Raw genomic sequence first — 20,554 nt, forward strand, 5'->3', positions numbered from 1 at the left:
CATGCGGCTATGGAGCCGTGAACTCTGGCGCCTGGGCCTGATGGCTGGAGCGGGCGGCCTGATCGGCTGGTTGTTCTCGGCCTTCGGGCTCGGCCTGGCCGCCGGCCTGGCCTTCTATCTCTATCGCCACCTGCGTTGGCTGCGTGCCCTGCACCTCTGGCTGACCCGCAACCCACAGGCCGAGCCGCCCGCCGCCAAAGGTCTCTGGGGAGAGCTGTTCGATCGCCTCTACCGCTATCAGAAGGGCCAGCGCCATACCCAGGAGCGGCTGCGTACCACCCTCAAACGCATCCAGGAGTCCTCGGAAGCCATGCGCGACAGCGTGGTGATGCTCGACCAGCATGGCGACCTGGAATGGTGGAACAGCGCCGCCGACCGCATGCTGGGCCTGCGCACCCAGCAGGATCGCGGCCAGCACATTACCAATCTGGTGCGCGATCCGCGCTTCGTCGCCTACTTCAAGGTCCGCGACTACCGGGAGCCCCTGACGCTGCCCTCGCCCATCGACGAACGGATGATGCTGCAGATCCAGATTACCCTCTACGGTGACGACGAGCGCCTGTTGATGGCACGGGACATCACACGCCTGCACCGCCTGGAACAGATGCGACGCGACTTCGTCGCCAACGTCTCCCACGAACTGAGGACGCCGCTGACCGTCCTCGCTGGCTATCTCGAAACCTATGCCGATAACGCCGACCAGTTGCCTCCCCGCCTTGCCCGCAGCCTCTCACAGATGCAGGGCCAGACCACCCGCATGCAGAGTCTGGTCAACGACCTATTGATGTTGTCACGACTGGAGCTCGAGCAGAGCGGTGAGGACCACTCGTCTCTGGATATTACCGAGCTACTCGAGAACATCTGTCGCGATGCCACAGCGCTCGCCAACGGCCAGCAACAGATCACGGTGGAGATCGGTGAGGAACGAATGCTTCACGGCAGCGAGCAGGAAGTTCGCAGTGCGGTATCCAACCTGGCCTACAACGCCGTGCGCTATACCCCGCCAGGCAGCCACATCGTCCTGCGCTGGAAGGCCTGCGGCCCAGGTGCCTGTATCGAGGTGGAGGACGACGGCGACGGCATCGACCCGGAGCATGTCCCCCGGCTCACTGAGCGCTTCTATCGGGTCGACAAGGGCAGAAGCACCGCTACCGGCGGCACCGGCCTGGGCCTGGCCATCGTCAAGCACGTGCTGCTGCGCCATGAGGCGACCCTGGAGATCGATACGCGCCCCGGCCAGGGGGCGCTGTTCCGCTGCGTCTTTCCCGACGCGCGGCTGGTCCCGACGCCCCTCAATCACGACGCTTGAGCGCATCTTCGTCGATCTGGTCCGGGTCCATGTGACGAATGTCCAGGCCCTTGACCAGGTAGATGACGTACTCTGCCAGGTTGTCGGCATGGTCTCCAACTCGCTCCAGGGCACGCAGTATCCACATCACGCTGAGCACCGGGCCGATAGCGCGGTTGTCTTCCATCATGAAAGTCATCAGCGAGCGCATGGCACTGCCGTATTCGTCGTCCACCGTCTCGTCCTCGCGCACCACCTGCAGCGCCAGCTCGGTGTCGAAACGGGCGAAGGCGGTCAGTGCATCGCGCAGCATCTTGCGCACGTGCTCGCTGATGTGGCGCACTTCCACCGCCCCGCGCACGGCGGTGCCGCTCTCGATCAGAATCAGGGCATTGCGGGCGATCTTGCTCGCCTCATCGCCGATCCGCTCCAGGTCCGCCGTGGCACGGATCACCGCCAGCACCAGACGCAGGTCCGATGCCGCCGGCTGCCTTCGCGCCAGCACCCGGGTACACTCATCGTCGATCTTTAGCTGCATGTCGTTGACCTGGCGGTCGTTGTCGCGCACCTTCTCGGCCAGCCGGCTATCGCCCTCGAGCAGCGCCTTCACTGCCTCCTGGACCTGATTCTCGACCAACCCCCCCATGGTCATCAGGTGGGTCTTGAGCTCCTCCAGCTCCTGGTTGAACTGTCGGGAAATATGCTGGCTATGGGTATCGCTGGTGATGTCCATGGGACTCTCCTGGTGACCGTCGAGGTCAGGCCATGCGGCCGGTGATGTAGTTTTCGGTGCGCGCCAGGCGCGGATTGGTGAAGAGGCTGGCTGTGGGGGCATACTCCACCAGCTCGCCGTCATGGAGGAAGGCGGTGTAGTCCGAGACCCGCGCTGCCTGCTGCATGTTGTGGGTGACCAGCACCACGGTCAGCTGCGACTTCAGGCTGCGGATCAGCTCCTCGATCTTCAGCGTCGAGATCGGATCCAGCGCCGAGGCCGGCTCATCGAGCAGCAGCACCTCGGGGCGAACCGCCAGGGTACGGGCGATCACCAGGCGCTGCTGCTGGCCGATGGAGAGCGACCAGGCCGAGGCGCGCAGGCGATCCTTCACCTCGCTCCACAGCGCCGCCGCTTCCAGCGCCCATTCGACGATGTCGCTCATCCGCCGCCGCGTCAGACCGCCTTGAAGTCGCAGCCCGAATGCCACGTTCTCGTAGATCGACATGGGAAACGGGTTGGGCGCCTGGAACACCATCCCCACTCGTCGCCGCAGCTCGTCCACCGCCACCTCGGGCGCGTGAATCTCTTGCCCCTCCAGGCGAATGCTGCCCTGTCGACTGACCGCCTCGTTGAGATCGTGCAGCCGGTTCAGCGCCCGTAGAAGAGTCGACTTGCCGCAACCGGAGGGGCCGATGAAGGCCGTCACCCGGTGGCGCGGCACACGCAGGCTCAGGTCGCGCAGCGCCATCTTGCCGTCGTAGGACAGGCTCAACCGCTCGACATCGAGGCAGCTGACGTCGGGGGCGAAGTCGATGATCGGCCCCATTGCAGTCGAACGATCCGATTCCAGACGAGTGGCATCCGGACGCTGCTGGCTTGGCGGTGAGAGCGGTAGTTCGGGCATCGCGTGGCTCAATCCTTGGTCAGTGGCGCGACAGCGCCCCGTGGCGCGCCCTGACATAATGACGCAGAAATATTGCAGTCAGGTTAAGCACCACCACTACCAGCACCAGCAACAGCGCTGTGGCATAGACCACCGGCATGGCCGCCTGGATATCGTCACCGTGAAAGGCGGTATCGTAGACGTGATAGCCCAGGTGCATGAACTTGCGCTCAAGGTGCAGGAAAGGAAATTCGCCGTCCATCGGCACCTGGGGCGCCAGCTTGGCGACCCCTACCAGCATCAGCGGTGCCACCTCACCGGCGGCACGAGCCACGGCCAGGATCATGCCGGTCAGCATCGCCGGCACCGCCATGGGCAGCACCACCCGGGTCAGCATCTCCAGCCGCGTGGCCCCAAGTGCCAGCGCCCCTTCCCGCTGGTGGTCGGGAATCCGCACCAGCCCCTCCTCGGTCGCCACGATCACCACCGGCAGGGTCAGCAGCGCCAGGGTCAGCGAAGCCCACAGCAGCCCGCCCGTGCCGAAAGTGGGCGATGGCAGTTCGTCGCTGAAGAACCACTCGTCGATCGATCCACCGATACCGTAGACGAAGACTCCGAGGCCAAATACGCCGTAGACGATGGAGGGGACACCGGCCAGGTTGCGTACCGCGATACGCACCCAGTTCGTCAGGCGGCCCTGATGGGCCACTTCATTGAGGTAGACCGCCGCCAGCACGCCGAATGGGGCAACCAGCAGCGACATCAGCATCACCATCAGCACGGTACCGAAGATGGCCGGCCATACGCCGCCGGCGGTATTCGCCGCCCTCGGCCCCTCGGAGAGGAAGCGCCCTACCCCCCGCCCCCAGGCACCCAGCTTCTCCGGCAGCGACATGGCATTGGGCCGCCAGGAACGCAGCACTTCATCCAGGGTCAGGACAATGCGCCGGCCGTCGACGCTCTCCAGCACCGCCGCATCGGTCTGCATGCTCTCCTGGAGCCCACGAATTCGCTCGTTGGTCTCGGCCAACCGGCGCTGCGTCGCCCTGTCACCGGGGTCATTCTCAAGCCGGCGCACCAGCGGCGGGATGACACGCTGCTGCAACTCGTCGCGCTCGGCGCGCAACGCATCGACAGCGGAGAGGCGTTCCTGAAGCGTGGTCCAGGTGGCCGTACCACCACCATCACCACCACCACGCCCCCCCTCGCCGACCGAGGTGCCTTGCTGCCCGGCTGTCACCACCTCGACCAGTCGGCCGATGAAGTCACCGTGCCGACTACGTTCCAGCACGACCAGTTCGCGGGGCAACTCGCTTGCGGTGATGCGAGCAACCGCCACCCATTGCCAGACATGGCCGTCGAGATCGCGATTGCCGGTGAAGTAGAGCCGCTCCCTGGCCCCGCCAGCGCCATCCGCTGCCGGCAGCGGCAGTTCGCGCACCGCACGGCCCGCGAACACCTGCCCATCGTCGAGTTCCACCAGCGACACCGATGCCGGCCAGAAGTGGCCGAGACCGCGAACGGCAATCAGGGTCAGCAGCCCTGCCAACAGCAACAGCGACAATGCCACGCTGCCGGCGGCCAGCCAGGCCCAGGGCCCCTCGCCCCGCGGCTGCCAAGTGCGAAAGCCCGTTACCGCGGCCAGGCTCACGACACATCTCCCAGGCGACGATAGCGGCGCCGCAGCCGGCTGCGTACTACCTCGGCCAGTGTGTTAACCAGGAAGGTGAAAAGGAAAAGCAGCAGTGCCGCCAGTATCAGCAGTTGGTAGCTATCGCTGCCCGGCACCGCCTCGGGCAGTTCGATGGCGATGCCCGCCGCCATGGAGCGCATACCCTCCAGGGGGCTGAGGCTCATCACGGCGGCATTGCCGCTGACCATCAGCACGATCATGGTCTCACCGACCGCGCGGCCAGCGCCGATCATCACGGCGGCGAACACACCAGGCGCCGCCGCCGGCAGCACCACTTTCCACAGGGTCTGCCAACGCGTTGCCCCCATGGCCTGAGCGCCCTCGCCCAGGCTGCTCGGCACTCCCGAAAGGGCGTCCTCCGCCAGGGCGTAGACACTCGGCATGACCGCAAAGCCCATGGCCAGGCCGACGATCAGGGCGTTACGGCTGGCATAATCGATACCGAGTTCAGTATCAAGCCAGCCGCGCAGGTCGCCGGCGAACAGCCACGCCTCCAGCCAGGGTGCCAGTTCCAGCGAGGCCAGCCCCAGCATGCCCAGCCAGGGCACCAGCCATAGCCCGGCCCAGGCCAGCGGTAGTCGTTGGCGCAGTGCCGGGCTCATCAGGCGCCATACGCCACCCGCCATCAGAATCCCCAGCGGCATCACCAGTAGCAGGGCGAAGGCGCCAGTCAGGTGGCGCTCCACCCAGGGCGCAAGCACCAGGCCCGCCACAAAGCCGATGACCACCCCGGGCAGGGCTTCCATCAGCTCCAGTGTGGGCTTGACCCGGCTGCGTAGCCGTGGGGACATGTAGACGGAAGAGTGAATGGCCGCCCCCAGCGCCATGGGGACGGCAAACACCAGCGCCCAGAAAGCCGCCTTCAACGTACCCCAGGCCAGCGGTGACAGCGACAGGGTAATCTGCGCCTGGCTGAGTGCACCGCTAAATAGTGCTGGCACCACTTCGATCGCCAGGAAGGCGCCGATGGCCAGTACTGCGAGGATCACGCCGATTCCTCCGGCCACAATCAACCCCGTCGCCAGGCGATCGAGCAGATGGCGCCGAGGAGAGCGGGTGGAAGGCGCAGCGGACAAGGGCTTGATCATGAACAGCAGCGTATAACAACTTGATGACAGTTGAATGACAACATCACGGTGAGAGGCCCAGTTCTCGCCTCTGGCGCGATAGCGTCTCCTCGGGCAGCGCCACGAAGCCCAACTCCGTCACGGTGCGCTGTCCCTGGGGCGACAGCACCAGGTCGAGAAAGGCCCGCTCCGGCGCCGGCAATGCTTCGTCGGGTGGCAAATTGAGGTAGAGATAGAGCGAGCGCCCCAGGGGATAGGCGCCCTGCCGTACGCTCTCGGCATCCGGGGTGTGCGCCGTACCACCAGATTCCACCAAGGCCAGCGCCTTGATCCCGGGGGTCAGGTGGTTGAGTCCGGCATAGCCGATGGCGTCGAGGCTTTCGGAAACCGCCGCCACCACGGCCGCCGAGCCCGGGTGCTCGTTGAGGCGCCGCCGATACTGACCGTCGCATAGCGCCCGCTGGCGAAACAGGCCATAGCTGCCCGACGCCAGGTTGCGGCCATGCAGTTCGATTCGCCGGGTGGGGACGTCGAGGCCCAACTGTTCCCAGCGCTCAATGGCGTGCTCGGCGCCACAGCGACGGGTACGTGAGAAAATCGCGTCGAGCGCGTCGAGAGAAAGGGCCTCGAGCGGATGGTGGCGATGCACGACCACCACCAGGGCATCGCGAGCCACCTCGACCTCCAGCGGTGGATAGCCACGACGCGCCATGAACGCCTCGCGCTCCTCATCGGTCATGGGACGCGACATGGGCCCCAACCGGGTGGTGCCGGCGGTCAGCGCCGGGGGAGCGCTGGCGGAGCCGCTGGCCTGAAGCTGCAGGCGTACGCCGGGGTAACGATGGGTAAGCTGTTCGCCCCAGCGCAGCATCAGCCCCGCCAGGGTATCGGAACCCACCGTACCCAGCGTTCCGGTAGGAATATCGGCACGTAACGAAATCTGCGCCTGAGGATCAGGCTGCACAAGCACCAGGACAAGACCGACCAGCGAAACCAGCAGGCTTCGCCGCCAGCGTGGCAGCCGCCAGGGCAAAGCCCGCGTCACGACACCCTACCCAAGATTACCCCGCCATACCCCCTACCCTCTAACAAGGCATCTCCTTTCTGATTAAAAGACATGATATTACAAGGCTTTGCTGACGTAGCGCCGCCCCTTCATCATCTGACGAATGGAGCACGGCAGCTCATCCGGGTCGCCCTTGAGGATATACCCTTCGGCACCGGCTTCGAAGGCCTGATCGACATAGTGTCGCTCGCCGTGGCCGGAGAGGATCGCACACTTCATCGCCGGGTATTTCACCTTGATCGACTTGATGAGGTCCAGCCCGCTGATCCCCCCCAGGGAGAGATCGATCAGCACCAGGTCAGGTGTCAGCTCCTCGAGGCTCTCGAGCGCCACCTCTCCTGACTCAACGGTCTCGCAGACCTCCAGGTCCTCCTCCTGGTCAATGAACTCCCGCAACATGTCACGCATGAAAGCGTGATCCTCGACGACAAGGACTTTTATCATGGCATCCATGCTCCCGATATAGTCAGTTTTTCACTGTAGAAGGCCCGCAGACCTCCTGGAACCATTCCGGCCGTGCCGGTACCTTTATCAGGATAGATGTTCCCGCGCCCGGCGTGGTCTCTATCTGCATGGAACCGCCCAGTAGCCGCAGGCGTTCGCGGCTGGTGACCAGCCCGAAGCCAGGGTGCGCTTCGTGATCCGCCTCCACCGTCGGCAGGTCGAAACCGCTGCCCAGGTCACTGACGCGGATGAGGATGTGCACTTGCGTCTGGTCGAGTTCGATGTGTGCCAGGCTCACATCGGAGTGCTTCTTAACGTTGAACAGCAACTCGCGAACGATCTGAAAGAGCAGTACACGCAGATCCTTATCAGGCGTGTGGGGAGGGTGATGGACTGTCATCTCCACCGTCAGCTCGTGAAGCTCCAGCATCTGTCGCTGCAACCATTCCAGTGCTTCGGCCAGCCCCTCGGTCTTGAGGGTAGGAGGGCTGAGATCGACGGTGAGCTGCCGAGTCGTCTCGATGGCCTGGCGAATCCACGACAGGGTGCCCCCGACCAGCTCGGTGAGCTGCTGGTGACCCGCTTCGCTGAGCGTCTTCTGGATCAGGCGCTGCTTGATCTGCAGCCCATAGAGAAGCTGCTGCAGGTCATCGTGGAGCACCTGTGAGACCCGCCGCCGCTCCTCCTGCTCGGCCATGGTCAGCTTCGACGCCAGCTCGCTGTCCAACTTGATGCGCTCTCTGACTCGCGCCTCCAGCGCCCGGTTGGCGTCGGCCAGCTCTTCTTCGAAGCGCTTGCGCTCGGTGATGTCGACGAAGGTGATCACCACGCCAGCGATATCGTCGCTGGTGTTGCGGTAGGGGCGCACGTGGGTGAGGTACCAGTTACCTTCTATATCCTCTACCTCGCGGTCGATCGGCTCCGGCTTGGCGAGCACATCCTGCGAATCGCCGTTGAGCTGGTCATAGCCGAGCCGGTGGGTCAGATCCGATAGCGGCCGCCCACGGTCGGCCATGCGAATATTGAATAGACGGCCCACCTGGGGCGTGAAGCGCAGGATGCGAAGTTCGGCGTCGAGGAAAATCGTGGCGATGCCGGTAGCACTGAGCAGGTTTTGCAAATCGTTGGAGAGCTGGCTCAGCTCTTCCACCTTGTGGCGGTTCTCCTGGCTGACTGTGGCCAGCTCCTCGTTCATCGACTGCAGCTCCTCCTTGGAGGTCTCCAGTTCCTCCATGGTCGAGCGCAGCTCTTCGTTGGCCGACTGTAGCTCCTCGTTGGCGGCTCTCATCTCCTCCTGACCCAACTCGTAATCTTCGATCACCGCCTGCAGGCGCTGCTTGTTCAATTCCAGCTCTGCTTCGAGCTCCGATGCCGATGCGCCATCACCCGTAGCCCGCCCAGCGACCTCTTTCCTGGTCTCCGTACGCTCCTCGAAGAGGACCAGGGTAAGCGCCTGCTCCTCCCGCTGTTCGGCGGGGCGCACGTGCATGACGACATGGCGCCGCTCGCCGTCGAGACGAATCCGTATGGGTTGGGAGCGAACTGGACGGCCCTCCTTGCTCGCCGCAGACAGGGCGGCACGCAGCTCGAGACGCAGCTCCTCGCGCACCAGCTTGAAGACGCTGAAGGTCGGCTCGCCGCCGGGATGTACCAGGTAGCGCCCGACATTCTCGGATAAATGAACGACCATGTTGCCGGAATTGAGCAAAATGCTCGGCGGGGCATAGCGCTCGACCATCTTCTGATGCAGGGCACCATAGGAGGCCGGAAGCTTGGCATCTGCAACGGGCTGAACGTCCGCCCGGCTGTGCCGCCCCCCTGTGAATGGAAAAACCGGAAGTTGCAGGGCTTGGGTGGGCACGTCACGCTTGCGATAGACGCAATGTTGCTTTTTCTCGATCTGGAACAGATCGGAGCGGCCGGTGGTCTCCGAGGTGCCCAGCACCAGGTAGCCGGAGGGATTGAGGGCATAATGGAAGACCTGGGTGACGTCCCGCTGCACGCCGCGTTGAAGATAGATAAGCACATTACGACAGGTGATCAGGTCGAGCTTGGAGAAGGGAGGATCCCCCATCAGGTTGTGGGGGGCAAAGACCACCAGCTCCCGCACAACCCTGTTAACCCGGAAGCCGCCATTCTCCGTGGTGAAAAAACGGCGCATCCGCTCATCGGAGACGTCGATCTGGATATCACCGGGGTAGAGGCCCTCGCGTGCCATCATGAGCGAAGGCTCATGCAGGTCAGAGGCGAAAACCTGCAGGCGAGGCGGACTGTCGACGCGGGCCGCCTGCTCCAACAGCAATATCGCCAGAGAATAGGCCTCCTCACCAGTGGCACAACCAACCGACCAGATACGAATCAGGTCCTCCGGCCCTTTGCCCTTGAAGAGCTGCGGTATGACATCGTTCTCAAGCCACTCGAAGACCTCCCGGTCACGGAAGAAGTTGGTGACGTTGATCAGGAATTCATCCGCCAGCTCTCGGACCTCATCCGGTTGCTCGCACAGCAGTTCATGATAATGACCCAACTCCTCGACATGGTTCAGCTGCATCCGCCGCCGGATACGCCGCATGACGGTGGAGTGCTTATAGCGGCTGAAGTCTCTGCCGGTACAGGCACGGATCTGGGTGAATATCTGCTGCTGGATCTGCAGTTGGGTCTCATCGAATTCGTCACTCTCATCGTCAGGTACCACGACGCGGGGCTGCGTACGCGCATAGCGCATGATCTCGCCCGGAATCTTCGCCACCGGCAGCACCCGGTCGATGAGGCGAGTGGCGAGCGCACTCTGCGGCATACCGTCGAACTCGGCCTCGTTGGGGTCTTGCACGATCGTCAAGCCGTTGTGCGCTTTGATTTCCTTGATGCCCAGCGTCCCGTCCGATCCCGTGCCGGTCAGAATCACCCCGACCGAGTGCCCATCGTAGGTGGACGCCAGGGTACGAAAGAAATGGTCGATGACCGCCCGATCGCGACGCGCTTCTTCCAGGTCGGAGAGCCGCAGGTGGGTGTCGACGGAGTTCAAATTGCGACCCGGCGGGATGACATAAACCTGGTCGGCCGCCAGGACAACGGTTTCGTTCACCTGCCGGATGGGAAGCTTGCAGTAGGGCTGGAGCAGATCAGCCAGATGGCTCTGGTGATCCGGCGAGAGGTGCATCACGACCACGAAGGAGAGCCCCGTGCGCTCCGGCACGTTGGCAAAAAACGTCTTCAATGCCGCCAGGCCCCCAGCCGACGCCCCGATACCCACCACCGTCGGCCTGGCATCTATCTCCTTGAGAGAACAGTCGGCGTGTTCCGATTCGTTCATCTGCTCATCCTTGTTCTGGCCGACCCGAAATAAATATCCTGTTGCATAGTAGCGTACGCTTCCAGGGTCACCGGTGCACGACCGTAAGCCATTGGGTAACAACATCCACGTAGGCGAAGAGCCGACGTAGACCTGATTCCTCGAAACGCGGTGATAGCAGGGCCGGTGACGTCAATGAATACATCGACTTGCATTATCACTATCCTGATAACTCCATCCTTACGGGAAAGACGTCGGTTTCGATCCACCCTGCCCAGGCCACCGACGACCCGGCCAGCGTCGGCGAAGCATCGACCGACCACTAGGCCGGTCGTTTCCTGTTCAACAGCTTTAAGCGCCACATCAGGCACAGCGGCATGGATGGCGGAACGGTGCGAATACGGTAATCTATATGCAAGAAAAACGATTCTTCGGAGCCCACCATGAACGACGTCCCCCACAATGCCCCCGGGCAACAATGGCAAGCTAGCTCCTATTCTCATCACGCCGATTTCGTTCCCGCCCTGGGCGACCAGGTGGCATCGCTGCTGGCTTCGAAGTCCGGTGAACGCATCCTCGACCTGGGCTGCGGCGACGGCAGCCTGACCGAGGTCCTGGCCAAATCCGGCGCTACGATCATCGGCGTGGATGCATCCCCCGACATGGTCGAGGCCGCCAGGGCGCGCGGCCTGGATGCACGGGTTGTGGATGCCCACCACCTGCCCTTCGATCATGAGTTCGATGCGGTCTTCAGCAATGCCGCGCTGCACTGGATGCTCAACCACGAGGCCGTCATCGCCAGCATTCACCGCGCACTCAAGCCCGGGGGACGTTTCGTCGCCGAATTCGGCGGACACGGCAACGTCGCCGCCATCTGTACCGCCTTGCTGGCGGCGCTTCAGGCTCGCGGCATCAGTGGCAAAGCGCGCTTCCCCTGGTTCTTTCCTACGATGGAGGAGTACAGCACCAGCCTGCAAGCGGCTGGCTTCACCGTCGATTCCATCGAACTGATCCCCCGCCCCACCCCCCTGACCACCGGGATGGCCGGTTGGCTGGCCACCTTCGCCAACCCCTTCCTGCACGGACTCGAGGAAGAGGTGCGTGAAGCAATCCTCGATGATGCGATCGGCCTGCTGTCACATAGCCTTAGAGACAGCCACGGCAACTGGACAGCCGACTACGTCCGCCTGAGGCTCAAGGCACACCGGTAAGGGGGCAGGATTGGGGGCAGGTTCCCGTATCTGCCAAGCCGATCCAGACAAAGGGGTTATAGACCAACAGAACGCAACTCACTACCGACATCAGTTGGGAAAAGCGCTCACAGCCCCTGGGCGCCTCGGCGCAGCCAGTCATGCATGAAGACAAGCTTGCGGCGCGTCATTTCGGAAAGCACGAAGGGATAAAGGTCCAGCAATCCCATCGAGCGATTGACGTGATTGACCCCCATGACCAGATGAGTCGCAACATGGATCAAGCGCTCGGCATCCGCCTCCATGTAGGGATCCCACCCGTGATGAGGCAGGTCGGCAGAAGAAAGGCCGGCGGCAACGAAGCTATCGGCGATATCCGTGAGATGCAGCAGGTGGGCAGCGGTTTCTGCCCAGTCCTCGTGGGGATGAGCGGAGGCATAGGTGCTGACGAAGTTCGAACGCCATCCTGCAGGCGGGCCTTGACGGTAATACCGTTGCAGGGCCTCGGCGTAATCCTCGCGTTCGTCGCCGAACATCGCCCGAAAAGCCTCAAGAAAGTCGTCTCGTAGGCTGAGTCGCCACCAGAGCATATGCGAAATTTCATGCCGCATGTGGCCGATCATGGTCCGGTATGGCTCTTCAAGCGCCTCACGGCGGGCGGTTCGCAGCACAGGATCCGCTTCCGCCACGCTGATGGTGACCACGCCCCCGACATGCCCCATGGCCACGGGAGTCGGCCCTTCAGCCAGCAGATGGAACACCGGGGGAGCGCCGGGATCTTCCGGGCGAAACCAGTTCCATCGACCCAGGTTATCGATTACCCAGCGCTTGGCGGCCTCGGTCTTGGCCCAGTGGGGCATGGCATTGGGAATGGAGGGATCCGGGGCGAGCGCCGTCATCGCACAGGAGCGGCAGAAGGCCCCCTGCTCCGGGGCGATCCAGTTGCATCCAATCACGTCGCGATTGGCGCAGAACGGCGGCATGGTAATGAAGGCTCTGGCCTGCGGGTCATAGGCAACAGGCGTACCCGTGGCAGTGGCGAGGTTGTCAAACCACAGAGATCCGCGACCGACCGGATTGGCAAAGACACGCATAGGGCAGTGACTCCTGGGCAACGCCAGAGCGTAATGCTCGGGCGCAGTCCGCTTGATAAGTAGAGCGGCTGAATACTGCACTCCACCTATCAGCGTATCACTTAAGCAGCATGTGCCCAGGCATCTCTTGTTACCCATAGTAAAAGCACAATGCCGACCGACGCCGACAGCAAACGTCGGCGACAGATAAGTTGTCGTCGACTGCATGAAGAAATGCGACATGCATGTGATTTCACAGCCGCCAGCAGGGTGGTGAACTAGCGTTGGATCAACGCGAATCTCGGGCAGCACCTGGCTATGCGCCAGCACAGATCATCCTGTCGAGCAGAAGGGGCCGAATTGGTAAAAGCGGCGACAGCGCAGTTCCGCTTCACAGGCGGGAAGTTGCGCCTGGTAGCGTGCGGCTCGTGAACTGACCTGACTGGCTGCACGGAGAACCCGGGGCTTGCTCCGGTATGTGCCGCGACGATAACCCCCTGGGCCTTCGTGGTAGGCCAGGTAGAGGTGCTCGGGATTGTGCAGCGATATGCCGAGATGATCGTGCGTACGCTGGTTGTACCAGCCAATGAAGTCGGTGGCGTGCTTCATTTGGCTGCGGCGTGCCAACGTACTGCCTGTATCTTCCCGGTACTCTCCCCAAACGGGATCCATGGCCTGTGCATAACCTCGGGCCGAAGAGGGACGACTGCCGGGAATGAAGCCCAGAATGCGATTTCTGGGCGGTCGAGCATGGCTCTGGAAGGAGGATTCCTGCTGAATGAATGCCATCTGGATGGCGATGGGCGTCCCCCACTGCTCTTCTGCTGCACGCGCATGGTCGTACCATTTAGGCTGCTCATGAAATATCTGGCAGATATCGGTCTGATCCTGCGGAGGCGAAGGCGCCATCATCGCACAACCAGATGCCAGCAGGCCGATAGCCACTACGCCTAGTCGAGCCACTACCCAGAGTCGAGCCACTACGCCTAGTCGAGCCACTACGCCTAGTCGAGACAATACCCGCCATGCACCGTGGGAAAGCCACCACTGGCGGCCCTGATTCCTGCCTGCCTGGGCCACACAGTCCTGCTTCATAACGCACCCACCGGTCAGCTTCTTCAGCCTGGAAGCCTACTCCAGAGCCGATAGGCCGGCAAACCCGACAGGCAGTGAGCCATGCCGGGCCCCTGTTTCTATCTGACAGACCTCACCGGGCTCCAGCCCGTGCAGTTGGCCAGGAACTCAGGCCGCGGCCGGATGTCGGCGAAGAGGTTGAAGTAGATGTGAGAGCCGGCACCAGCATCAGCAGTCCATTGAACTCCCCGTTCTCTGTCAGGATGATCGAGCAGCTCAACGAGCGCATGCGGGGCATGCAATCTTCGCTATGCCAGGTCTCGAAATCGGAGTGCCGGTCGAAACCCTTGCCCTTGAAGCCAGGCTTATAGTTGATACGCGACTGATGGATATAGACGTCGCTGCCCAACAGCTGACGAACCATCGCCAGTAGACGCGGGTCGCGCGTCAGGCGGCTGAAGCGTTCGGAAATCTCGTGGATGCCGAAGATCGAACGGATTTCCTGGCGCCCGTGCTCGAGTACGGTACCCTTGGAAAGCTTGAAGTCTTCATCCTCCTCGTAGTCGATCAGTTCCTGGAGAAAGGCATCCATCTCATCCTTGTCGAAAAAATCCTCGAAGGCGAGAAAGCCCTTACGCTCATACTCCCTGAGTTGCTCCTCACTCAGCGGGCCATCCCTGCGTTGCGCTCCCTCGCTGTGTACGACGGGGTCGAAACGCTCGAATATTTCCAGTTTACGCTCCAGCCGGGTCGGAAATAAATCCTGAGCGTCATTCATTGCATGCTCCTCCTTGATCATTCGTCCCACCAATCGCACGATAGGTTACTCCACCCTAGACAGTCCGCTAGGGCCATGCAAAGCGACTTTGTTTCACAACATTGCGGCTGTAATGGCTCGGTGTATCTTCCCCTTCTACCGTGCCGAAAAGTGATGTGATTAACGACCCGGTAGCCCGCTGCCAGGTTAGAGGTCGTTCGCCAAGTTCAGCCTCTCAACCCGACTCGCGGCGCTGGGCCGCGAGTCGGGAATGCCAGGGTCCGCCTTGCCTCAAGCTCGCTGGTAGGTGCCGATCAGACGGTTCATGCCCAACAGGTGGGGCTCAAGCTGCTTGAGCAGCTCTGACAGGCCAAGGCCTTCCGGAAGGTCGGTAGGCTTATCCAAGGCGAGAATCCAGAAATAGTAGTGATGCTGCCCATGTCCTTCCGGCGGCATGGGGCCACCATAGCCCGTCTTGCCGAAATCGTTCTTGCCCCGAGTACCGTCGCCGGTGTTCTCCGACAGCGAAGTGGTAGAACCCGGCAGGTTATAGAGCAGCCAATGGACGAACCCGTAGCCACCATTCTGGATCAAGGGCGCGTCCGGGTCATGGCAAATGATGGCATATCCGCGAGTACCATCTGGGGCGTCGCGCCAAGTCAGAGAGGGCGAGACATCATCGCCCTCACAAGTGAATTTTTCGGGTATGGCGCCATGGGCGTTAAAGGCGTAACTCTCCAGCTTCATCTTCGAAAGTGCAAAGGCCATTACAGGCTTCCTCCTCGGTTCCAGTGATAGTGCAAGTGATAGTTCCAGTAGTAGTTTCAGTGATACCGGAGTTTCGAAGGTCGGGTGCAGGTGCCGAAACAGCGTCGGAAAAAGCCGTTAGACTGTCAATATGAAACAGCTTCTGATCGTGGCCCATGCGCCATCCTCCAATACCCGAGGTCTTCGTGCAGCCGCCGAACGCGGGGCGCGACACCCCGACATCGAGGCGGTCGAGGTCACCGTCAAGGCGCCGCTGGACGCAGGGCCAGACGACGTACGGCGCTGCGATGCAATCCTGCTTGGCACCACCGAAAATCTGGGCTACATGAGCGGTGCGCTGAAGGACTTCTTTGACCGCAGCTACTATCCGGTGCTGGAGGACAAGCAGGGGTTGCCCTGCGCGCTGTATATCCGCGCCGGCCACGACGGCACCGGCACACGCCGGGCAGTGGAGAGCATCGTCACCGGGTTGCGCTGGAAATGGGTGCAGGAACCGCTGCTACTACGTGGCGAGTGGCAGGACGACTTCGTAGATCAGGTAGAGGAGTTAGGTCTCTATCTGGCAGCAGGGCTCGAAGCGGGCATTCTATAGCGTACTGGCTAGGAACAAGTCGCGACTTGTAAAAAACGGGCGTACCTCGAAGGGCACACCCGCTGCTTTCGTTTGGCGATGGCTATCGATCAGGGAGGCTCGATACGCCACTGTTGTCGCTCGGGGTCAGCTGCACGACCCGCAGCAAACACCAGGCTCCCCATGCTTTGCCTTCTTTGCTGCGTCGGTGCCGCCAATCTCGCCGACGTTGGCGAGCGTGTCCGGCGTCGTTGACACCGCAGGTTCATAAGCCTGAACGGCTTGCTTGTCTTCTGTCTTGTCTTTCTTGAAAAGGTTCTTGAGCCACCCCATGGGAGTCACCTCGCAGTGGATTTAATAAGGTGTAGATTAAATACATTTTATTGATCATCCACCAATTCGTCAACGCCACGAATAAAACGGCCCCGTGCCTGTAGGACAGGGCCGCCGGCTACAGAAGTGTTTATTTCAACCGTTCAAACACCGTGGCCACCCCCTGCCCCATGCCGATACACATGGTGGCCAGGCCCAGCGTGGTATCGCGCTGCTGCATCACGTTGAGCAGCGTGGTGCAGATACGGGCACCGGAGCAGCCCAGCGGGTGTCCCAGGGCGATGGCACCGCCATTGAGGTTGACCTTCTCGTCCATGGCGTCAAGGAAGCCGAGGTCCTTGAGCACCGGGATCCCCTGGGCGGCAAAGGCCTCGTTGAGCTCCACGGTCTGGATGTCGTCGCTGGTCAGGCCCGCCACCTTGAGCGCCTTCTGCGAGGCCGGCACCGGGCCGTAGCCCATGATCGAGGCATCGCAGCCGGCAACGCCGGTCGACAGCACCCTGGCGATCGGCTCGAGGCCCAGCGCCTGGGCGCGTTCGTAGCTCATCACCGCCATGCCCGCGGCGCCCACGGAGAGTGCCGAGGACGTCCCGGCGGTAACGGTGCCGCCCCGCGGGTCGAAGACCGGCTTGAGCTCGGCCATCTTCTCCAGGCTGGCATCGCTGCGCACGACTTCATCATGCTTGAACAGGGTCTTGAACCCACGCTGATCGTGGCCTTCGATACCGATGATCTCGTTGTCGAAGTAGCCCTTCTCGTTGGCCGCCAGGGCACGCTGGTGCGAGCGTACGCCGAACTTGTCCTGCTCCTCACGGGTGACGCCGTGCATCTTGCCCAGCAATTCGGCGGTAAGCCCCATCATCATGGCGGCCTTAGCAGCGTACTTACTGGCCGCCGGGTTGACGTCCACACCGTGGGCCATGGGTACGTGTTCCATATGCTCAACGCCGCCGATGATGTAGAAGTCACCCATGCCGGCCTTGATGTTGGCCGTGGCGATGTGCAGTGCGGTCATGGAAGAGCCGCACAGGCGGTTGACGGTCTGGGCCGGCACGCTGCGCGGGATACCGGTCATGATCGCCGCATTACGAGCAATGTTCATGGCCTGCTCGAGCGTCTGGTTGACGCACCCCCAGATCACGTCATCGACTTCGGACGGATCCAGATTGGGGTTGCGATCGAACAGCGCTTGCATCACCGCGGCGGAAAGGTTCTCGGCACGCACATTGCGAAAAGCACCGTTCTTGGCCTTCGCCATGGCAGTGCGGACGCAGTCGACCACCACGATGTCTCTCGGATTCAAACTCATATCAACTCACCTCCTGATCGTGGTGGATTCAGCTCTGGGCCTGGGTGGAATAGAAGCGGTCGCCAGCTTCGGCCATCTTGCGCAGTTTGTCGGTGGGGGCGTAGAGCGGCCCCAGTTCCTCAGCGAGACCTTCGGCCAGCTTGACGAACTCGCCGACTCCCATGGCGTCGATATAGCGCAGCGCACCACCGCGGAACGGCGGGAAACCGATGCCATAGATCAGCGCCATGTCGGCTTCGGCCGGTGTCGATACGATGTCATCCTCCAGGCAGCGTACGGTTTCCAGGCAAAGCGGCACCATCATGCGGGCGATGATGTCGTCGTCGGAGAAAGTCTTCTGCTCCTTCACCACCTGTTTGACCAGCGCGTAGGCGCTGTCATCGCTGACCTTCTTCGGCTTGCCCTTCTTGTCTTCCTCGTAGGAGTAAAAGCCCTTGTCGTTCTTTTGGCCCAGGCGTTCGTTGTCGTACATCACCTGGATGGCGGTCTTGCCCTCACGTGCCATGCGGTCGGGGAAGCCTTCGGCCATCACCTCATTGGCATGCACCGCGGTATCCAGCCCCACCACGTCGAGCAGGTAGGCAGGGCCCATGGGCCAGCCGAACTTCTCCATCACCTTGTCGATGTGCTGGAAGTCGGCCCCCTGCTCGACCAGCAGGCTGAAACCGCCGAAGTAGGGGAAGAGCACGCGGTTGACCAGGAACCCCGGGCAGTCGTTGACCACGATGGGGGTCTTGCCCATGGCCCGGGCGTAGGCCACGGTGGCTGCCACGGCGGCGTCACCGGTCTTCTCGCCACGGATGACCTCGACCAGCGGCATGCGATGCACCGGGTTGAAGAAGTGCATGCCGCAGAAGTTCTCGGGTCGCTTGAGGTTCTGCGCCAGGCGAGTGATCGAGATGGTCGAGGTGTTGGAGGTGAGGATGGTCTCCTCGGCGACCAGGCCTTCCACTTCGGTCAGCACCGCATCCTTGACCTTGGGATTCTCGACCACCGCTTCGACCACCAGGTCGACGTGGCCGAAATCGCCGTAGGAGAGGGTCGGACGAATGAGGGTCAGCTTCTCGGCCATTTGCTCGGTGGTCAGCTTGCCACGCTCGGCCTGCTTGGCAAACAGCTTGCACGACTCCTTGAGCCCCAACTCAATGGCTTCTTCCTTGATGTCCTTCATCAGGATCGGAGTGCCCTTGGAGGCGCTCTGGTAGGCGATACCGCCGCCCATGATGCCAGCGCCCAGCACGGCCGTCTGCTTGACCGCCTTGGCTTGCTTTTCGTACTGGCCGGCCTTCTTCTTGACCACCTGATCATTGAGGAACAGCCCCACAAGATTGAAGGCAACATCGCTCAACGCCAGCTTGGCGAAGGCCTTGGCCTCAATGGCCTGGGCACGCCCGCGCTCCTCGCCGGCGCCCTTCTGGATTACCTTGATCGCTTCCACCGGTGCCGGGTAGTGCGGCCCCGCCTTGCCCTTGACATAACCCTTGGCGGTCTCGAAGGCCATCATCTGCTCGATGGCATTGAGCTTGAGCGGCCCTTTCTTCTCGTCGCGTCGTGCCTGATAGTCAAGCTCGCCGCTGAAGGCACGGGCCAGGATATCCAGGGCGGCGGCTTCGAGGGATTCACTCGGCACCACGGCATCGACCGCCCCCATCTTGAGGGCGGCATCGGCACAGTTCTCGGTGCCACCGGCGATCCATTCGATGGCGTTGTCGGCGCCGATCATGCGCGGCAGGCGCACGCAGCCGCCCCAGCCCGGAAGGATCCCCAGCTTGGTCTCAGGCAGGCCGATCTTGGCCTTCTCGCCCATGACGCGAAAATCGGTGGTCAGGGTCACTTCACAGCCACCGCCCAGTGCCAGGCCGTTGATGGCGGTAACGGTGGGGAACGGCAGGTCTTCGATGGCGTTGAAGATGTCGTGAACCTTCAGGTTCATCTCGACCAAATACTCTTCGCCCTTATCGAACAGACCATGGAATTCGGTGATATCGGCGCCCACGATGAAAACATCCTTGGCGCTACCGATGACCAGGCCCTTCAGACCGCTCTCGCCCTGGATCGCCTTGACGGCATCGTCCAGCTCGGCCACCACCGCGCTGGACAGCTTGTTGATGGACTCGTCCTTCAGGTCGAAGGTGAGCATGGCGATGTCGTCGCCCCCGGTCTTGGTACCGCGTGCCACCGTGATGGCGTTGCCTTGATAGATCATCCACGAATCTCCACACAGAGGTTGGCGTTGGAGGAGTGCCCAGTTTCATACGGCCGTTTGATTTCTCGAAGCTTGGTGCACTACAGCCGACACGTCAAGCCCTGGATTCATCATCCATGATCGAGCATGCTGCGTATCGATCAACCAGCGGCACCCGATGGCTGATAGAATAAACCCTATGTCTTGCCATGGTGCCGTCCATGTGCCTGTCCGATACGGCGCCCTCCTCGCCACCGTCCTCCCCCCCCCGGATGCAGCGCTTCCGGGAGCGTCCTCGAACGACTCATCGAGCATGTTCGCCCTGCCGCCACTCGCTTGGAGTTGCATTACACGCTGAGGGTCCGGACAATTCGGAAAATTCAACGCAATTGCGGAGTCCCATGCACCAGAACATTGGCTTCCGGCTCTCCCGCCTGCCCCGGCTGTGGCGGGCCATCATCGACGAGCGACTGGCGCCTCTGGGCCTGACTCAGACGCGCTGGATCACCCTTTATCATCTATGGCGTCTCGGCGACGGCCAACCCCAGTGCGACCTGGCCCGCGCCATTGGCGTGGAAGCGCCATCGTTGGTACGTACCCTCGACCAGCTCTCGGAGCAGGGCCTGATCGAACGGCGGCCCTGCGAGCAGGACCGCCGAACCAAGCGCGTCTTCCTCACCCCCGAGGCAACACCTTTACTAGAACAGATCGACGAGGTAGTGACCCAGGCGCGCCGCGAAATGCTGGCAGGCCTCAGCGAAGACGATATCAAGCGCCTCGACGCCCTATTGGCCCACATCGAAAACAACGGCCTGGCAATCCAGGCCCGGGAGGGAGAAGCCTGAA

18 protein-coding genes are annotated in these 20,554 nt (G+C 62.2%); 4 read left to right on the forward strand and 14 right to left on the reverse strand.

Annotated elements, in window-relative coordinates; translation table 11 throughout:
- The first annotated feature begins 1 nt into the window (after position 1).
- Positions 2 to 1,309, forward strand: a complete 1,308-nt coding sequence (gene phoR, locus DU490_RS04980) for a phosphate regulon sensor histidine kinase PhoR (RefSeq protein ID WP_114573225.1) — start codon at positions 2 to 4, stop codon at positions 1,307 to 1,309.
- Here phoR and phoU read toward each other — a convergent pair.
- The 7 genes from phoU to DU490_RS05015 all read right to left on the reverse strand — a co-directional run bounded on the left by phoU (position 1,293) and on the right by DU490_RS05015 (position 10,469).
- The gene (gene phoU, locus DU490_RS04985) at positions 1,293 to 2,021 is read right to left on the reverse strand and encodes a phosphate signaling complex protein PhoU (protein WP_114573226.1); all 729 of its coding nucleotides are present in this window, start codon (positions 2,019 to 2,021) and stop codon (positions 1,293 to 1,295) included. The genes phoR and phoU overlap by 17 nt on opposite strands.
- A gap of 25 nt (positions 2,022 to 2,046) precedes the next feature.
- Entirely contained in the window at positions 2,047 to 2,829 is a 783-nt protein-coding gene (gene pstB, locus DU490_RS04990; protein WP_258801315.1) for a phosphate ABC transporter ATP-binding protein PstB, read from the reverse strand.
- 97 nt (positions 2,830 to 2,926) lie between these two features.
- Positions 2,927 to 4,537: a phosphate ABC transporter permease PstA gene (gene pstA, locus DU490_RS04995; protein WP_258801301.1), complete on the reverse strand. Its 1,611-nt coding sequence runs from the start codon at positions 4,535 to 4,537 to the stop codon at positions 2,927 to 2,929.
- A complete protein-coding gene (locus DU490_RS05000) occupies positions 4,534 to 5,667 on the reverse strand; it encodes an ABC transporter permease subunit (protein ID WP_114573228.1) in 1,134 nt (377 codons plus the stop codon). Before DU490_RS05000 ends, pstA begins: the two co-directional genes overlap by 4 nt.
- A gap of 43 nt (positions 5,668 to 5,710) precedes the next feature.
- Positions 5,711 to 6,691, reverse strand: coding sequence for a PstS family phosphate ABC transporter substrate-binding protein (locus DU490_RS05005; protein WP_404872831.1), 981 nt, complete (start codon positions 6,689 to 6,691; stop codon positions 5,711 to 5,713).
- 78 nt (positions 6,692 to 6,769) lie between these two features.
- On the reverse strand, positions 6,770 to 7,156 hold the full coding sequence (locus tag DU490_RS05010; protein WP_114573267.1) for a response regulator transcription factor: 387 nt from the start codon (positions 7,154 to 7,156) through the stop codon (positions 6,770 to 6,772).
- 22 nt (positions 7,157 to 7,178) lie between these two features.
- Positions 7,179 to 10,469: a chemotaxis protein CheB gene (locus tag DU490_RS05015; protein ID WP_181869966.1), complete on the reverse strand. Its 3,291-nt coding sequence runs from the start codon at positions 10,467 to 10,469 to the stop codon at positions 7,179 to 7,181.
- A gap of 422 nt (positions 10,470 to 10,891) precedes the next feature.
- On the opposite strand from DU490_RS05015, the gene DU490_RS05020 reads away from it, so the two are divergent.
- Positions 10,892 to 11,659: a trans-aconitate 2-methyltransferase gene (locus DU490_RS05020; protein ID WP_114573231.1), complete on the forward strand. Its 768-nt coding sequence runs from the start codon at positions 10,892 to 10,894 to the stop codon at positions 11,657 to 11,659.
- A 107-nt stretch (positions 11,660 to 11,766) separates the two neighbouring features.
- Here DU490_RS05020 and DU490_RS05025 read toward each other — a convergent pair whose 3' ends face one another.
- The 4 genes from DU490_RS05025 to DU490_RS05040 form a co-directional block, all read right to left on the reverse strand.
- Complete coding sequence (locus DU490_RS05025; RefSeq protein ID WP_114573232.1) at positions 11,767 to 12,732, reverse strand: putative zinc-binding metallopeptidase; 966 nt, start codon at positions 12,730 to 12,732, stop codon at positions 11,767 to 11,769.
- A 312-nt stretch (positions 12,733 to 13,044) separates the two neighbouring features.
- The gene (locus DU490_RS05030; protein ID WP_220270454.1) at positions 13,045 to 13,806 is read right to left on the reverse strand and encodes a lysozyme-like domain containing protein; all 762 of its coding nucleotides are present in this window, start codon (positions 13,804 to 13,806) and stop codon (positions 13,045 to 13,047) included.
- Positions 13,807 to 13,918: 112 nt separating this feature from the next.
- Positions 13,919 to 14,563, reverse strand: coding sequence for a phytanoyl-CoA dioxygenase family protein (locus tag DU490_RS05035; protein WP_258801304.1), 645 nt, complete (start codon positions 14,561 to 14,563; stop codon positions 13,919 to 13,921).
- Between the two features lie 270 nt (positions 14,564 to 14,833).
- Positions 14,834 to 15,310, reverse strand: a complete 477-nt coding sequence (locus DU490_RS05040) for a YbhB/YbcL family Raf kinase inhibitor-like protein (protein WP_114573233.1) — start codon at positions 15,308 to 15,310, stop codon at positions 14,834 to 14,836.
- Between the two features lie 130 nt (positions 15,311 to 15,440).
- On the opposite strand from DU490_RS05040, the gene DU490_RS05045 reads away from it, so the two are divergent.
- The gene (locus DU490_RS05045; RefSeq protein ID WP_114573234.1) at positions 15,441 to 15,902 is read left to right on the forward strand and encodes a flavodoxin family protein; all 462 of its coding nucleotides are present in this window, start codon (positions 15,441 to 15,443) and stop codon (positions 15,900 to 15,902) included.
- Positions 15,903 to 16,028: 126 nt separating this feature from the next.
- Here DU490_RS05045 and DU490_RS05050 read toward each other — a convergent pair whose 3' ends face one another.
- The 3 genes from DU490_RS05050 to fadB all read right to left on the reverse strand — a co-directional run bounded on the left by DU490_RS05050 (position 16,029) and on the right by fadB (position 19,729).
- On the reverse strand, positions 16,029 to 16,214 hold the full coding sequence (locus DU490_RS05050; RefSeq protein WP_114573235.1) for a CCGSCS motif protein: 186 nt from the start codon (positions 16,212 to 16,214) through the stop codon (positions 16,029 to 16,031).
- A 130-nt stretch (positions 16,215 to 16,344) separates the two neighbouring features.
- On the reverse strand, positions 16,345 to 17,523 hold the full coding sequence (gene fadA / locus DU490_RS05055) for an acetyl-CoA C-acyltransferase FadA (protein WP_114573236.1): 1,179 nt from the start codon (positions 17,521 to 17,523) through the stop codon (positions 16,345 to 16,347).
- A gap of 28 nt (positions 17,524 to 17,551) precedes the next feature.
- The gene (gene fadB, locus DU490_RS05060; protein WP_114573237.1) at positions 17,552 to 19,729 is read right to left on the reverse strand and encodes a fatty acid oxidation complex subunit alpha FadB; all 2,178 of its coding nucleotides are present in this window, start codon (positions 19,727 to 19,729) and stop codon (positions 17,552 to 17,554) included.
- A gap of 380 nt (positions 19,730 to 20,109) precedes the next feature.
- On the opposite strand from fadB, the gene slyA reads away from it, so the two are divergent.
- A complete protein-coding gene (gene slyA, locus DU490_RS05065; protein WP_114573238.1) occupies positions 20,110 to 20,553 on the forward strand; it encodes a transcriptional regulator SlyA in 444 nt (147 codons plus the stop codon).
- Position 20,554: the final 1 nt, after the last annotated feature.

This window comes from Halomonas sp. DQ26W (assembly GCF_003339685.1).
GTDB lineage: Bacteria > Pseudomonadota > Gammaproteobacteria > Pseudomonadales > Halomonadaceae > Halomonas.

Coding starts and splice junctions, on each gene's coding strand:
- phoR (WP_114573225.1), top strand. CDS start 2: ATGCGGCTATGGAGCCGTGAACTCTGGCGCCTGGGCCTGATGGCTGGA.
- phoU (WP_114573226.1), bottom strand. CDS start 2,021: ATGGACATCACCAGCGATACCCATAGCCAGCATATTTCCCGACAGTTC.
- pstB (WP_258801315.1), bottom strand. CDS start 2,829: ATGGGGCCGATCATCGACTTCGCCCCCGACGTCAGCTGCCTCGATGTC.
- DU490_RS05000 (WP_114573228.1), bottom strand. CDS start 5,667: ATGATCAAGCCCTTGTCCGCTGCGCCTTCCACCCGCTCTCCTCGGCGC.
- DU490_RS05010 (WP_114573267.1), bottom strand. CDS start 7,156: ATGATAAAAGTCCTTGTCGTCGAGGATCACGCTTTCATGCGTGACATG.
- DU490_RS05015 (WP_181869966.1), bottom strand. CDS start 10,469: ATGAACGAATCGGAACACGCCGACTGTTCTCTCAAGGAGATAGATGCC.
- DU490_RS05020 (WP_114573231.1), top strand. CDS start 10,892: ATGAACGACGTCCCCCACAATGCCCCCGGGCAACAATGGCAAGCTAGC.
- DU490_RS05025 (WP_114573232.1), bottom strand. CDS start 12,732: ATGCGTGTCTTTGCCAATCCGGTCGGTCGCGGATCTCTGTGGTTTGAC.
- DU490_RS05030 (WP_220270454.1), bottom strand. CDS start 13,806: ATGAAGCAGGACTGTGTGGCCCAGGCAGGCAGGAATCAGGGCCGCCAG.
- DU490_RS05035 (WP_258801304.1), bottom strand. CDS start 14,563: ATGAATGACGCTCAGGATTTATTTCCGACCCGGCTGGAGCGTAAACTG.
- DU490_RS05040 (WP_114573233.1), bottom strand. CDS start 15,310: ATGGCCTTTGCACTTTCGAAGATGAAGCTGGAGAGTTACGCCTTTAAC.
- DU490_RS05045 (WP_114573234.1), top strand. CDS start 15,441: ATGAAACAGCTTCTGATCGTGGCCCATGCGCCATCCTCCAATACCCGA.
- DU490_RS05050 (WP_114573235.1), bottom strand. CDS start 16,214: ATGGGGTGGCTCAAGAACCTTTTCAAGAAAGACAAGACAGAAGACAAG.
- fadA (WP_114573236.1), bottom strand. CDS start 17,523: ATGAGTTTGAATCCGAGAGACATCGTGGTGGTCGACTGCGTCCGCACT.
- fadB (WP_114573237.1), bottom strand. CDS start 19,729: ATGATCTATCAAGGCAACGCCATCACGGTGGCACGCGGTACCAAGACC.
- slyA (WP_114573238.1), top strand. CDS start 20,110: ATGCACCAGAACATTGGCTTCCGGCTCTCCCGCCTGCCCCGGCTGTGG.